This is a genomic window from Gracilibacillus salinarum, assembly GCF_022919575.1.
In the GTDB taxonomy this organism is placed as follows: Bacteria; Bacillota; Bacilli; order Bacillales; family Amphibacillaceae; genus Gracilibacillus; species Gracilibacillus salinarum.
This window is the reverse complement of sequence record NZ_CP095071.1, coordinates 1,117,758-1,132,456: the sequence shown is the minus strand read 5'-3', so window position 1 is coordinate 1,132,456 and position 14,699 is coordinate 1,117,758. Positions and strand designations below refer to the sequence as shown.

The following is a 14,699-nucleotide window of genomic DNA, read 5'->3' as shown; positions in this document are numbered from 1 at the left end:
ACGATAAGTCATCATCGAATCGCAAGCTCACCGTGATTCCTTTATCTCAGTTGATTCGCTCCACTCGCTACGCCTCTAAACGGGCGCTTGCGCCTTTGTTCTGCATTTCTAAGTTGTTCCTGGTCTTTATCCCAGTTCCATGTTGGATTTAGTCTTTCAATTAGCTGCTGGAGCTGTGCTTCTGTTAAATCCTGTTGACCGGTGGAATGATTAAGATAGGACTTTAATTCCCATTCTCCGCCTTTCTTATTTTCGAGTGCTTTCCACTTTACTGTAAATACATATTCCTGATTGGCAATGATGGCGTGGAATAGTAAGATGTCATTATGCAGAATAAAATTACTTAATTCCATCTAAAACACCTCCTTATCATCAGTATAGCATATACCGGAACCGATTACATAGGAAGTTGGCCATTGGACATTCATCATTTTAGCACCCTTGAATATAAAGGGAATAGAGGAGGTATTCTAATGGCAGTAATTAAGGCGAATGATGCAGACGTCAAGTTGTTGGCAAGATTAATGAGAGCGGAAGCTGAAGGTGATGGCCAGCTTGGCATGTTAATGGTTGGTAATGTTGGCGTTAACCGTGTAAGAGCAGCTTGTTTAGATTTCACTGACATTAATTCGATTAATCGGATGGTATATCAGAGTCCAGGAGGATTTGAAGCGACGCAGAAAGGCTATTTTTATCAAAGAGCCAGGGAGAAAGATATTCGCTTAGCAAGAAGGTCTATCAATGGCGAACGTACACATCCCGCTTCTAACTCTCTGTGGTTTTTTAGACCTGAGGGGAGTTGTCCCGAGCAATGGTATGGTCAATGGAATACAGGCCGGTATAAAAGTCATTGCTTTTTTTCGCCAACCAATGCCGATTGCCCAACTGTTTTTCAAACATTTTAAATGTAGAACTGGGATACGCCAATCCCAGTTCTTTTCGTCAGTCAGAAAGTATATAAGCACAGTCACAGCAGTGATCATATGAACATGGAGCTGAGTTCCTGTAATATGGATTCTGTTAACTAGGTCTGTATGGCAAAATGGTCATTTTGATATAGATTATCTGCTTAGCAAAGCTCCGGAAATAGGCCCCGCAGGACGTGGACGCTTGGCTGAAGCGGTATCCCAGTATATTAAATATCTCAATATGGATGCTTGGCTAGCGATGGCTAGACATAATCTATATTATAGGAAATTGTATTGAGAGCTCCTTTATTCAAGATGATTTATTTACGTTGACGTGAGGGAAAAACCAGAGAATAATGAAGGTTAACGTTCCGATCACGAATAATCCTGTATAAACAGTATGTAATGCATAAGTTAAACCTTCTTGCATCGCTTCAAGTGTGTCTGCAGGAATGGAATCGCGCATACCTTCATCTAACAATACATCTGTACTGGCAATTTCGAGCTCTTCTCCTTTTTGCTGATAGTAACTTTTTAATTGAATGTTTAGAATACCACCTAGTAAAGCTGCGCCAACTGCACTGCCGATAATTCGCATAAACATATTAAGGCTTGTTGCCACTCCACGAGCACGCCAGGAAACGGTATTTTGAATGGAGACAATGAAGGTGGTAGACGATAACCCCATTCCAACACCGACGATAAAGGAACTTATTCCAGCATAGATAGGCCCCTTGTCTGCATCTAAAAGAAAAAACAGGAATGTGCCAATAAATAATGCGAGTCCACCTGCGAATGCTGTAAATCGAAAGCCTATTTTAAGTACGAGATGTCCTGCCAGCGTCGCTGAAATGGGCCAGCCAATTGATAGTGTGCTTAATGTAAATCCAGCCACAATAGCTGACTCTCCCATAACACCTTGTACATATGTTGGAAGAAAACTGGACAAACCTAGAATAATCATTCCTGATAATAACGTGGCCAAATTAGCGATTACAATCAATTTATTTTTCCATAAATAGAGCGGCATCATCGCGGCCTTTGCTCGTCGCTCTTGCCATATAAATAAGCAAATAGAAAGGAAAAACAAGATGATCAAGCTAATATTTTCAATTGATAACCAAGCCCAGCCTGAACCTGCTTGTACAAAGACGATAATTAATGCAGAAATGGCCACGAAAAATAGACTGGAACCAAGATAATCGACATCCTTCTGTTCGCTGTCCACCTTCTCATGAAAGAATAACACTACACCGAGTAGACCTATTATTCCGATCGGAATGTTCATCCAGAAGATCCAAGCCCAATCAATAAATTGTACGATAATACCGCCGATTAAAGGCCCCACTACTGAGGATATGCCCCAAACACTAGCGAGATAACCTTGTACTTTTGCTCTTTCTTCGACGGTATACATATCACCGACAATGGTTGTAACAATAGGCTGAATGGCACCGGCGCCGAGTCCTTGTATAAGACGAAAAACGATTAGTGCTCCCATGGTCGGGGCGAAACCGCATAAAATAGTTCCAATTAAAAAAATAAGTACACCAATGATAAATACAGGTTTTCTGCCAAATAAATCTGCTAGTTTTCCATATATCATAGTCGTTACTGCCTGCATTAACAGAAAGCTTGAAAACACCCAGCTGTACAAGCTGAATCCACCAAGATCCGCTACAATATTAGGCATTGCCGTTGCGACAATGGTACCTTCAATAGCAGCCATAAACATGGATAACACCAGTGAAGCAAGTACCAATGGTCGTTTTGTTTGCTGATCTACCATTAAGCATCTGTCCTTTATTTATAGTCTTTTTCTATTGTAACAGAAATTCACCAATATATAGCTGTTGAAGTAATTTAAAGGCTATGCAGGAAAGATTTATGATATGATAAAGAAAGCGATATCAAAGAAGAGGAAGGATACATATGTTACAGACACGATTAGACGATTTACTGAAGAAATTTGTTGCGAACGGCCCAACCGGTGTCGGTTTATCTGTTCAAAAAGAAAGTAAGATCATGTATGAGAATTATGTCGGTTATGCGAATCTGGATAAAGAAAAAAAGATCAATGCTCAAACGATTTATCGAATTTATTCTATGTCCAAAATTGTAACTTGTGTAGCAGCACTTCAACTGTGGGAGAAAGGTGAATTTCTGTTGACAGATCCGTTATCGGATTATTTACCAGAATTTAAAGACATGAACGTAATGGAGGGTGACAAGCTAGTCAAAGCGGAAAGCCCGATAACGATTAAAGATTTGTTTATGATGACATCCGGTATTACCTATGGCGGAAATGGAACAGAGGTGGAGCGGATGACAAGCCAAGTTATGCAGGAAGCACATGCTGCCGAACAGACAAAAGGAGTATCACAACTGCGGTTATTTGCTGAAAAAATCAGTAGTAATCCACTTGCTTTTCATCCTGGTACTCATTGGAGGTATGGCTTAAGTCACGATATTTTGGGGGGGTTGATTGAAGTGATAACAGGGCTATCCTTTGCGGATTATTTACATACGTACATTTTTACGCCACTGCAAATGAAGAACACATTCTTTCGGGTGCCGGTTGAAAAGATGCATCAGCTTGCGACTTTCTATCAGCGTAATGAGCAAGGCATTCTAATAGAAAATACTTGGATTGATGAGCAAGCAGAGCCTGTGCCTATTGCGGAAAGTGGTGGGGCGGGCCTTCATTCCACGCTTGGTGATTATCAAAAGTTTGCTCATTGCCTAGCGCTTGGAGGTAGTTATAATGGAATAAGAATTATAAGCAATGCGACGCTCGATTTAATGGCGCAGAATCACTTACCCGAAGAGATGTTACCTGAATTCGGCCTTCATTATCAACATGGCTATGGCTATGGACTTGGTGTACGCGTGATGATTGACCAGACAAAGGGCGGCAGCAATAGTTCAATCGGTGAATTTGGTTGGCCTGGTTTTGCAGGGACATATACGTTTATCGATAGAAACAAACAAGTGTCAGCTGTCTATATGCAACAAATGCTCCCAAGTCTGGAATTCTATCATCAGCCAAGGATTCGCAATGTGATTTATAGTGCAATAGAATAAAAGGAGGATATTAAATGGCTCTATTAAAATGTGATTTTTTCTCAGAAGTATTAATGATAAGTACGTCAATGACAGTGATATTACCAGAAAACACGGACAATCAGATTGGTTTAAATAATAATAAATACGCTGGTAACATTCCTGTACTCTATTTGCTTCATGGTTTAAGTGATGATCATACAATCTGGACCAGAAGAACTTCGATCGAACGGTATGCTGCAGAATATGGAATTGCGATCGTCATGCCACAAGTTGATCATAGTTTCTATACTGATATGGCATTCGGGAAGCAATATTGGACCTTTCTTTCCGAAGAATTGCCGAAAGTCGCGCGATCGTTCTTTCCGATTTCTGCGGCACGCGAGGATAACTTCGTGGCAGGATTATCGATGGGAGGATATGGCGCGTTTCGTTGGGCATTGCGCAAACCAGAACAATTTGCAGCCGCTGCCAGTCTGTCTGGCGTAATGGATATAGCTTCTCATGCAAAGTCCAAACAACCGGATGAAAACCCGGTGGCGAATGTGATGTATCTGGCATTTGGCGAACGTGATCTAGCCGGTACAGACCACGATTTATTTGCTTTAGTAAGAAAAAAAGAAGATTTGCCTGCATTATTTCAGGCTTGCGGGACAGAAGATTTCTTGTGGGAGGAGAATAAGAAATTCGCTCAATTCACAAAAGATCATCATATCCCTGTAGCTACATCTTTTTCAGCTGGAGCACATGAATGGGGATTCTGGGATGACAAGATTCAAGAAGTACTGGCATGGTTACCTTTGAAACAGTAAGCGGTTTTTATTCGTGAGGAGACTGGACCCCAGGACGCGGAGCATATTTCCGAAGCTTTGTTACGCACTCTAGGAATGTCAATATTTCCAAATCGTGATACAGATCCAACACAGCACATGTTACAGGCATTTTTATTATATAGTTAAACTATTGATGTACAGAGTATACGAAAAACATCGGACTCGCTAAGACGAAGCGAATTCCGATGTTTTTCGTTTTTTAGCGATCAGCTGTTTATTTTTCGTTAAAAATATCTGCGACAATCTGATAGGAGTTTTTTCTTGCCTCATGATCATAAATTTGAGAATTAACGATTACTTCATTTGCTTCTGTTTCTTCAATGAAAGCAGCCAGTTTTTCTTTTACTTGCTCCTTATCACCAATAATCGTCGATTTACTGTTCACGGATTTTTCTACAGATGCTTTTTCGTAAATGGACCATTCGTCGTCAATATTATCAATAGGAGGCATTAGTTTGGATGGGGCACCTCTGATTAATGATAAAAATTGCTGTTGCTGTGACGTTGCTAACCATTTTGCTTTCTCTTCTGTTTCGGCAGCGATAATATTTACGCCTACCATTGCGTTCGGTTTGCTTAGCTGGTTAGAAGGCTTAAAACGGTCGCGATACAAGCGTAGAGCCGGTATCGTATAATCTGGTGAGAAATGGCTGGCGAATGCAAATGGTAAGCCTTTTTCAGCGGCAAGTCGTGCACTGAAATCACTGGAGCCCAATAACCATAACGGTACATTTGCCCCCATGCCTGGAACGGCCTTCACTCGTGCTTCACCAGCAAAATATGCTTCAAGCTCTTCCACTTGATTTGGAAAATCATCTGCACTGCTATTTAATGTTCTTCGTAAAGCGTAGGCTGTTGCTTGGTCACTTCCTGGAGCACGACCTAGTCCTAAATCAATCCGGTCCGGGTACAAAGCATCCAGTGTTCCGAATTGTTCTGCGATTACTAATGGTGCGTGATTTGGCAGCATAATACCACCAGAACCAACACGGATTTTACTGGTATGACTGGCGATATGACTGATGATCAAAGAAGTAGCGGAACTGGCAATACCAGGCATGTTATGGTGTTCTGCTAACCAATAGCGGTGATAACCCAATGCTTCTGCGTGTTGCGCAAGATCAGCACTGTTTTGGAAGGATAATCCTGGTTCATGTCCTTCGAGCACAGGGGCTAGGTCTAACACAGAAAATGTTACATTTGAAAAAGGATGAGACATTATGATCACTCCTTATCGATGAATTGTATATAGTATGAAACTTTTACATTGTAATTTGTCTCAATGTAAAAAATGATACGCCTGTTTCGATTCTTCGTCTAACAATCTGCTTGATCCCGTTGTTCATAAATGTTTTATACCACATGAAACGGGTACAGCTTATATATCAATCTAATAAATTAATGCTCAGACAAGGAGAGGTAGAATGAAAGCATCAGAAGCTGTAATTGATATATTCAAAGAATGGAATATTAAACATGTATATGGGTATCCAGGTGACTCGATTAATCATTTAATTGAGGCTTTGCGTAAAGCAAAGGATGAGGTGAAATTTATACAAGTTCGCCAGGAAGAGGTTGGTTCGCTTGCTGCATCAGCAGAAGCAAAATTAACCAATCAAGTTGGTGTCTGCTTATCAATTGGAGGACCTGGTGCTATTCACTTATTGAACGGAATGTATGATGCCAAAGAAGATGGGGCTCCATTAGTAGTTATTACCGGACAGGTTTCCCACGATTTAGTAGGAACAGAAAATTTTCAAGAAGTTAATTTAGAAAGAATGTTTGATGATGTAGCAATTTTTAACAAAAGGGTAACATCACCTGAATTAGTACAGCCGCTGTTAAAGCAAGCCTTCAAAGAAGCCTATACCCAAAAAGGGGTAGCGGTACTAAGTATTCCAGACGATGTATTTAGCCAAACCGTTAAAAAAGATAAATTGCGTTCGAATGTGCATAGTAATTATCGGCTGTTTCCAGATAAAGAGGATGTAAAACAAGCTGCTATGCTTCTGCAACAAGCTAAAAAGCCAGTAATTCTAGCCGGAAAAGGAGCGCTATCGGCACGTAAAGAGTTAGCCGAATTCGCTGAAAAAATTGCTGCGCCTGTTGTTGTTTCACTACGAGGAAAAGGTGTTTTACCTGATGAACACCCCTATAATTTAGGGAATTTAGGCCAGATAGGGACCAAGCCAGCTTATGAAGCAATGGCTGAAACAGATTTGCTGATTTTAATTGGTACGGCCTTTCCATACCGTGAGTTTCTACCAGATGATGTATCAGCTATCCAAATCGATATTGATCCAAGTAAAATTGGAAAATGGTATCCAACTGATGTAGGGCTTGTAGGATCTTCTAAAGAAATATTGGCAAGGTTTAATGAGCAACTTTTTTATACAGAGAATCGTTCATTTTTAGAAGCTTGCCAAGAGAATATGGCTAATTGGTGGAAGCATTTAGATGGAATTGTCGCTGACAAAGAAGGAAAAACATTGCAAGGTCCTCAAGTTATTCACCAATTACACGATTTTGTGGAAGATGATGCCATTCTTTCTGTTGATGTAGGAAATGTCACTTCATGGTCTGCACGATTCCTTAGGATGACTAATCAACAGTTTGTTATTTCAAGCTGGTTGGCTACCATGGGATGTGGATTGCCTGGTGCTATATCTGCAAAATTATCAGAACCTGAAAAACAGGTGTGGGCAATATGTGGAGATGGCGGATTTTCGATGGTCATGCAAGATTTTCTGACGGCTGTCAAATACCAGTTACCTATTACAGTTCTTGTACTAAACAATGAAAAAATCGGTATGATCAAATACGAGCAAGAGCTAATCGGTAATATTCCGTATCAGACAGATATTGAACCGATGAATTATGCCGCATTTGCTGACATTTGTGGTGGAAAAGGTTATAGAGCAAGTACTCAAGACGAACTGCGGTCTGCGCTCGCAGCGTCAAAAGAAAATCAAGTACCAACCATTATTGATGTGGAAATTGAAGATCGTGCTCCATTACCAGGAAAAATTGATTGGAATCAAGCAAAGGGTTATTCCAAACATCTGTGGAAAAAGCTTGTCGAACGTGAAGGAGATTTGGATATGCCTTCATTAAAAACAGTACTGAAGCGATTATTTTAAAGAGGAGTAATGAAATGAAAAGCTGTACTTATCTTTTGTTCATTACCAGTCTATTAGTAAGTGGCTGTGACATTCGCGTTTTAAATCCACAAAGTGATACAGCAGAGGCGCAAAGTAATCTGATTTACTTCAGCTTTCTGCTTATGCTTCTGGTTTTGATCATTGTATTTGTTATGATGTTCCGTTTCGTTTCCAAGTATCGCGAAGAAAAAGTATCCTATGAAATCCCGAAGCAAGAGGAAGGTAATCGAAAACTGGAGTTAACCTGGACGATTCTTCCTGTCCTATTACTAATCATCTTGGCTGTGCCAACGGTTATTGTAACCTTTAATCAGTCTCCCAATGGTGATGTGCAGGACGGACAATATAAAGATGCCGTTCATATCGAAGTAACAGCTAAAAGATATGAATGGCAATTTACGTATCAAAATGGAATGAAAACTGTGAATGAATTATATCTGCCTGCAGAGGAAACAGTAGTTTTTCACTTGCGTTCAGAAGACGTTATTCATTCATTTTGGGTTCCCTCGCTCGGTGGGAAAGTAGATGTTCGACCTGATCAGGAAAATACACTGGTGTTAACTAATATGAAGCCAGGAAGTTATAGAGGGAAATGTGCTGAATATTGCGGTACAAATCATACACTAATGACGTTTACGACAGAAGTAATGCCGGAAGATGAATTTCAGAATTTTGCAGAGTCTTCATAAACCATAATAAAGAAGGAAGGTATTGGCATAGTATGGAAATCGCTGGGCAATCTTTATATCAACAATCAGATGTGATCGCTGCATGGGCGTTCTCCATTATCGGTTTTGCATGTATACTTTACTACCTTACAAAAAAGAGAAAATGGGGTATGATATGGGGCTATGTAACGACTACGAATCATCGGAAAATTGGGATGATGTATTTGCTTAGTGGTGTTATTTTCTTTTTGCGAGGCGGGATCGACGCTTTATTAATACGAACGCAATTAATAGCTCCTGAGATGAACTTTTGGGTTTTTCAAGGTGATAAATACAATGGGCTTTTTACCACGCATGGTACTATTATGATCTTTTTTGTGGCAATGCCTTTGTTAATTGGCTTAATGAATGTTGTGATACCGCTTCAAATCGGTGCTAGTGATTTAGCTTTTCCGGTGATGAATTCCTTAAGCTTCTGGCTTTTTTTTAGTGGGGCGGTACTTTTTAATTTATCTTTTTTCTTTGCTTCACCTCCTAATGCAGGGTGGACAGCATATGCACCCTTAAGTGTTACTGAATTTACTCCTGGAGCTGGTAACAGTTTCTACATATTCAGTCTGCAAATTTCAGGTATAGGTACACTGTTAACTGCCGTTAATATGATGGTTACCATCTTAAGGTTAAGGGCTCCGGGGATGAAAATGCTTCGTATGCCATTATTTACGTGGGCGACTTTTGTGACATCTGCGTTAATTATTATCGCTTTTAGTGCATTATCTGTTGCGCTCTATTTATTGATGTTTGACCGAATGTTTGGTACAAGCTTCTTCGGATCTGATGAAGGTTATCCTCTATATTGGCAGCATTTGTTTTGGATTTTTGGTCATCCGGAAGTATATGTATTGGCTCTTCCTGCTTTTGGAATATTTTCGGACGTTATATCGACATTTTCAAAAAAACAGATTTTTGGCTATTCGTCCATGGTTCTCTCTATTATTTTAATAGGGTTTTTAGGATTTATGGTCTGGGTTCATCACATGTTCACAGTAGGACTGGGACCAATGGTAAATACTTTCTTTGCGATTACAACAATGTTAATTGCAGTACCCACGGGTATTAAAGTATTTAACTGGTTATTTACAATGAGAAATGGAAGGATTCAATTTACTGTGCCCATGTTATTTGCTATTGGCTTTATCCCGTCCTTTGTGATGGGTGGGGTGACTGGTGTAATGCTAGCAGTTCCAGCAGCGGATTTTCAGTTTCATGACAGCTATTTTGTAGTAGGGCACTTTCACTATACTATTCTAGGCGCTACTATTCTCGGGATTTTTGCTGGCATTTATTATTGGTATCCTAAAATTACCGGCAAAAAATTAAATGAGACATTAGGAAAATGGCATTTTTGGTTATTTGTGATCGGTTTTCATTTAACTTTTTTCCCGATGCATTTCTCTGGATTGCAAGGGATGCCACGTCGAGTCTTCACTTATACAGAGGAAGATGGACTGTTTATATTTAATTTCATCAGTACAATCGGTGCATTCTTGATGGGAATAGGCATGTTGTTTTTTGTCTGGAATATTTATAAAACCTATCAATCTGAGAAAAACGTACAAGCTGATTGCTGGGATGGACGAACGTTGGAGTGGACAGTTCCATCACCGCCTACTGAAAAAATATTTGATCCACCACCAGTTGTGTCTGCAATTGATCCGCTATGGGAGAGTAAAATCAATAACAAACCATTATTTCAAGCTGATCAGATGCGTCCAAGTCCTGTCTCATCAGGAACCATGATTCCCCCGTTACTGGCAGGGATGCTTTTTGTCTTCAGTCTCTCCATGATTTATCACTGGTTTTATCCAGCTATTCTGACAGCAGCAGCGACATTAGCTGTGATCATTATCTTGTCATGGAAGGACAAACGTAAACAGGTATTCAAAGAAATGAACAGAGATGATAATAAGGAATTGTTCCAGGATAAACGAATTGGTTTCTTTTTATATCTCATAATTGATGTCACAATGTTTGTGATGCTATTTGCTACTTATTTTATCTATACGCCAGGATCCACTGGGCCAAAACCTGAAGAGGTGTTTGAAATAAAAACAGTGGTGCTTTCCAGTATCTTTCTACTGTCCAGCAGTGCTACATTGTACTTTGCTGAAACGCAATTTAGAAAGAAACAGAGTAGGCATTTTTATATAGGCTGGTCGCTGACAGTATTATTAGGCTTAGCTTTCTTAATAGTGGAGATTGGTGAGTTTTATAAATATTGGACAGAGGGCTATCAACTAGACAGCAATGTGTTTTTAGCCTCCTTCTATGTGCTGGTTGGACTGCATGCTGCACACGTAATGTTTGGTTTAGGGTGGATGTTACAGCTGTTTATCCAGTGGAAGCAAAAGAAATTACCTTCAGGTTTATACAAGGAAAAGCAGATAATTATCGGTTATTATTGGCATTTTGTAGATATTATTTGGGTGTTTATTGTGTTGATTGTTTATCTGCCATATCTTATTTGAATGGAAGTGAAAAAAATTGAAAACTGTACTTACGATTATATTAATTTGCCTCTTCATTATCATAATTGCTATTCCTGCTGTCATGTTAATCCGGTTATATTTACATGATAAGAAACAAGAGGAACATTCTGTCTTGCAAAATTATCCTATTCTCGGGAAAATGCGCTATATCCTGGAGAAGATGGGACCTGAATTAAGACAGTACCTGTTCAACAATGACAGGGAAGGAAAGCCATTTAATAGAAAACAATTTGAATACGTCAGTAAAGCGGGGAAATATCAAACGAGTTTAATGGGCTATGGAGCGGAAAGAGATTTTGATCAAGATGGTTACTATCTTGTGAATCATATGTTCCCGAGCTTGGAAGAGGAAATGAAAATAACACAGGAACCTACTATTACAACAAAAGTATATGAGATTAGTGAGGAGAATTTATTCAGCAGAAAGGAACAGTCGCAAGAGATCGAAATAAATCCAGCATACTTGGCTGATGAAGATATGGTTGTACTTGGCAAACACACGGTTCGCCAACCATTTTGGCTAAAAGGGATAATCGGTCAATCTGCCATGAGCTATGGATCACTTGGCGAGCATGCTATTACGGCATTGTCAGAAGGTTTAGGAATGGCTGGCGGTACGTGGATGAATACAGGTGAAGGAAGTGTTTCCCCTTACCATCTAAAAGGGAATGTTGATATTATTATGCAAATTAGTCCTGGATTGTTTGGTGTGCGAGACCACGATGGTCATTTCTCTTGGGAGGAATTCAAGCATCATGCTAATACGGAACAAATAAAAGCATTTGAACTTAAATTAGGGCAAGGTGCTAAAACGCGCGGAGGACATGTTGACGGTGATAAAATAACAGAAGAAATTGCCGAAATTCGTAAGGTGGAAGTGGGGAAAGATATTAATAGTCCGAATCGCTTTCCTGGAATTAGTAATCCGGAAGAACTACTTTCATTTCTGCAACAACTTCGAGAAACAGGAGGAAAACCGGTAGGTATCAAAATTGTCGTCGGTAATCAGAAAGAAGTGGAACAGCTTGTGCAGGCAATGAAAGAAACAGATATTGTGCCTGACTTTATTACGATCGATGGCGGTGAAGGAGGAACAGGAGCTTCTTTTTATGCACTTGCCTATTCAGTAGGATTACCTGCGTTTGCAGCGATACCTATGGTCGATGATTGTCTGACAAGGCATCAGTTGAGACACCGGACAAAAATAATAGCATCGGGCAAATTAATAACGCCTGACAAAATTGCAATGGCACTTTGTCTTGGTGCAGATCTTATTAATATCGCAAGAGGATTTATGATCAGTGTAGGTTGTATTATGTCGCAAGTATGCCACAAAAATACTTGTCCAGTAGGAGTAGCAACTACTGATGAATCTTTACAAAAAGCCTTAATCATTGATGAAAAGAAATACCGTGTATGTAATTATTTAGTGACACTTCGGCAAGGATTATTTGACCTGGCGGCCGTCGCTGGTTTGGATAGTCCGACTAAATTCAATCGACAGCATTTAAACTATCAGGCAGATTTTAAACAATTTAATGATTGGCATACAATAGAAACATCAACATAAAGAAAAAAGCACCGATGCATTGCATCGGTGCTTTTTTGTATTAGCTACATAATTAGTTTTTAACTACGTTAGCAGCTTGTGGTCCACGGTTACCTTCTTCGATATCGAAAGTTACACTTTGACCTTCTTCAAGTGTTTTAAAGCCTTCGCCTTGGATAGCAGAGAAGTGTACGAATACATCGTCTTGTCCTTCTACTTCGATAAATCCAAAACCTTTGTCAGCGTTGAACCATTTTACTGTACCTTGTACCATATTAATTTCCTCCTAGTGTGAACCGTTCACACAAATGTATTACTATTCTTGCTCTTGCCCCAAAACGAAAACTTAACGTTACGATACTTGAAGGTGTCATCGAACAAAATAGCTAAGGCAATTATAGCAAGCGTAATATTAAAATGCAAGTCTATGTTTCACAAAATCGTAATTTTTTCCTTTTAATAAGGCGAGGATTGGAACTGGCAGTATGTCTCAAGGTGTATCTTAAAAAATCAATTCCCTGTAGCTGTATAAATCATCTTGCCAATGCCTATTATTTTTAGTATGATGTTATGATGGAAACAAGAGCTAACATGAAATGAGGGATTGTAATGAAAAGCTCCATTTACTCGTTGACTTTTGATCGATTACAAGAATGGCTGGTAGAACATGGACAGAAGAAATTCCGTGCAAAGCAAGTCTGGGATTGGTTATATAAGAAAAGAGTCGATACATTTGAAGAAATGTACAATTTAAATAGAGACTGTCAATTAGTGTTAGAAGAGAATTTTTCGATGGGGACGTTAGAACAAGAAATCAAACAGGAGTCAAAAGACGGTACGATTAAGTTTCTGTTTAAATTGACAGATGGAAACTTGATTGAGACGGTATTAATGAAGTTTAACTACGGCTATTCCGTTTGTGTGACAACACAGGTAGGTTGTAATATCGGTTGTTCATTTTGTGCGAGTGGATTGCTGACAAAGAATCGTGATTTGTCTTCAGGTGAAATTGTTGAGCAGATAATGAACGTACAGAAACACTTGGATACCAAAGGTAAAGAAGAGCGTGTTAGTCATATTGTTGTAATGGGGATAGGAGAACCGTTTGATAATTATGATAATACAATGGATTTTCTGCATATCGTAAATGACAAACAGGGATTATCGATCGGTGCTCGACATATTACAGTATCCACCAGTGGTCTGGCGAAGCGGATTTATGACTTTGCTGATGAGAATTTGCAAGTAAACCTTGCTTTGTCACTTCATGCTCCGAACAATGAGTTGCGTACAAGAATTATGAAAATCAATAAAGCATTTCCACTTGAGAAATTGATGCCTGCCATCGACTATTATTTAGAGAAAACGAACAGGCGAATTACATTTGAGTATATATTGCTTAAAGATGTGAATGACCATAAAGAAGAAGCGCAGCAACTAGTGAAGTTATTAAAAAACAAACGTCACTTATCCTATGTCAATCTGATTCCGTATAATCCTGTCGATGAACATAACCAATATGACAGAAGTGAGAAAAAGGCTATTTTGGATTTCTATCAAGTGTTGCTAGAGAACGGAATTAATTGCGGTGTCCGTGTAGAACATGGTACAGATATTGATGCAGCATGTGGTCAATTACGGAGTAAACAAATCAAGAAAAATAAGGACAAACAAACTGTTTAAAAAGCATCCATTGGGTGCTTTTTTTGGTAGTACAGCACATTAGTGCAGACACAGTAGAAGTTTTTTGATCTGATTAGACATTCAATATTATGATGATAAAGATGTGTGAGCGAGACTTTCTTGACAAATTTCAGACATTTCTTTAAACTATCAGAAAGTATAGTAGACAAAACAAACGTACTCATATATATGAATGAACGATGAAGAGGAATAGTAATAGAAGAAACAGGTTAAGAGAGATGGCGGTAGGTGCGAGCCATTCCTGTTCTTTTGTGAACTCGCCTC

12 protein-coding genes and 1 other annotated feature (1 of these 13 only partly in view) are annotated in these 14,699 nt (G+C 39.3%); of the genes, 8 read left to right on the top strand and 4 right to left on the bottom strand.

Translation table 11 applies throughout. The features are described 5' to 3' along the window. Nucleotides 1–41: 41 nt before the first annotated feature. The gene (locus MUN87_RS05580) at nucleotides 42–353 is read right to left on the bottom strand and encodes a hypothetical protein (protein ID WP_244746675.1); all 312 of its coding nucleotides are present in this window, start codon (nucleotides 351–353) and stop codon (nucleotides 42–44) included. A 120-nt stretch (nucleotides 354–473) separates the two neighbouring features. On the opposite strand from MUN87_RS05580, the gene MUN87_RS05575 reads away from it, so the two are divergent. Further along, the gene (locus tag MUN87_RS05575) at nucleotides 474–905 is read left to right on the top strand and encodes a cell wall hydrolase (RefSeq protein ID WP_244746673.1); all 432 of its coding nucleotides are present in this window, start codon (nucleotides 474–476) and stop codon (nucleotides 903–905) included. Between the two features lie 313 nt (nucleotides 906–1,218). Here MUN87_RS05575 and MUN87_RS05570 read toward each other — a convergent pair whose 3' ends face one another. Further along, nucleotides 1,219–2,697 (bottom strand): MDR family MFS transporter, encoded by a 1,479-nt coding sequence (locus MUN87_RS05570; protein WP_244746672.1) that lies wholly within the window; start codon nucleotides 2,695–2,697, stop codon nucleotides 1,219–1,221. 143 nt (nucleotides 2,698–2,840) lie between these two features. Here MUN87_RS05570 and MUN87_RS05565 point away from each other — a divergent pair, with 143 nt between their 5' ends. Both MUN87_RS05565 and MUN87_RS05560 read left to right on the top strand, forming a co-directional pair. Next, nucleotides 2,841–3,992: a serine hydrolase domain-containing protein gene (locus MUN87_RS05565; RefSeq protein WP_244746670.1), complete on the top strand. Its 1,152-nt coding sequence runs from the start codon at nucleotides 2,841–2,843 to the stop codon at nucleotides 3,990–3,992. Nucleotides 3,993–4,006: 14 nt separating this feature from the next. Beyond that, nucleotides 4,007–4,783 (top strand): alpha/beta hydrolase, encoded by a 777-nt coding sequence (locus MUN87_RS05560; protein ID WP_244746668.1) that lies wholly within the window; start codon nucleotides 4,007–4,009, stop codon nucleotides 4,781–4,783. Between the two features lie 235 nt (nucleotides 4,784–5,018). Here MUN87_RS05560 and MUN87_RS05555 read toward each other — a convergent pair whose 3' ends face one another. Further along, on the bottom strand, nucleotides 5,019–6,023 hold the full coding sequence (locus tag MUN87_RS05555) for an LLM class flavin-dependent oxidoreductase (RefSeq protein WP_244746667.1): 1,005 nt from the start codon (nucleotides 6,021–6,023) through the stop codon (nucleotides 5,019–5,021). Nucleotides 6,024–6,228: 205 nt separating this feature from the next. Here MUN87_RS05555 and MUN87_RS05550 point away from each other — a divergent pair, with 205 nt between their 5' ends. The 4 genes from MUN87_RS05550 to MUN87_RS05535 are packed head-to-tail and all read left to right on the top strand — an operon-like array spanning nucleotide 6,229 to nucleotide 12,752. Further along, nucleotides 6,229–7,944 carry a pyruvate oxidase gene (locus MUN87_RS05550; protein WP_244746666.1) on the top strand — a complete coding sequence of 572 codons (1,716 nt, stop codon included), beginning with the start codon at nucleotides 6,229–6,231 and terminating at the stop codon, nucleotides 7,942–7,944. A gap of 14 nt (nucleotides 7,945–7,958) precedes the next feature. Next, nucleotides 7,959–8,654, top strand: coding sequence for a cytochrome c oxidase subunit II (coxB, locus tag MUN87_RS05545; protein WP_244746665.1), 696 nt, complete (start codon nucleotides 7,959–7,961; stop codon nucleotides 8,652–8,654). Between the two features lie 32 nt (nucleotides 8,655–8,686). After that, nucleotides 8,687–11,161, top strand: coding sequence for a cbb3-type cytochrome c oxidase subunit I (locus MUN87_RS05540; protein WP_244746664.1), 2,475 nt, complete (start codon nucleotides 8,687–8,689; stop codon nucleotides 11,159–11,161). Between the two features lie 16 nt (nucleotides 11,162–11,177). Beyond that, nucleotides 11,178–12,752 (top strand): FMN-binding glutamate synthase family protein, encoded by a 1,575-nt coding sequence (locus MUN87_RS05535; protein ID WP_244746663.1) that lies wholly within the window; start codon nucleotides 11,178–11,180, stop codon nucleotides 12,750–12,752. Between the two features lie 52 nt (nucleotides 12,753–12,804). Here the strand turns inward: MUN87_RS05535 and MUN87_RS05530 are convergent, their stop codons facing one another. Beyond that, nucleotides 12,805–13,005, bottom strand: a complete 201-nt coding sequence (locus tag MUN87_RS05530; protein ID WP_018934369.1) for a cold-shock protein — start codon at nucleotides 13,003–13,005, stop codon at nucleotides 12,805–12,807. 335 nt (nucleotides 13,006–13,340) lie between these two features. On the opposite strand from MUN87_RS05530, the gene rlmN reads away from it, so the two are divergent. Then, nucleotides 13,341–14,414 carry a dual-specificity RNA methyltransferase RlmN gene (gene rlmN / locus MUN87_RS05525; RefSeq protein ID WP_244746662.1) on the top strand — a complete coding sequence of 358 codons (1,074 nt, stop codon included), beginning with the start codon at nucleotides 13,341–13,343 and terminating at the stop codon, nucleotides 14,412–14,414. Nucleotides 14,415–14,605: 191 nt separating this feature from the next. Continuing rightward, nucleotides 14,606–14,699 (top strand) — a binding site (T-box leader); it runs 118 nt beyond the window's last position.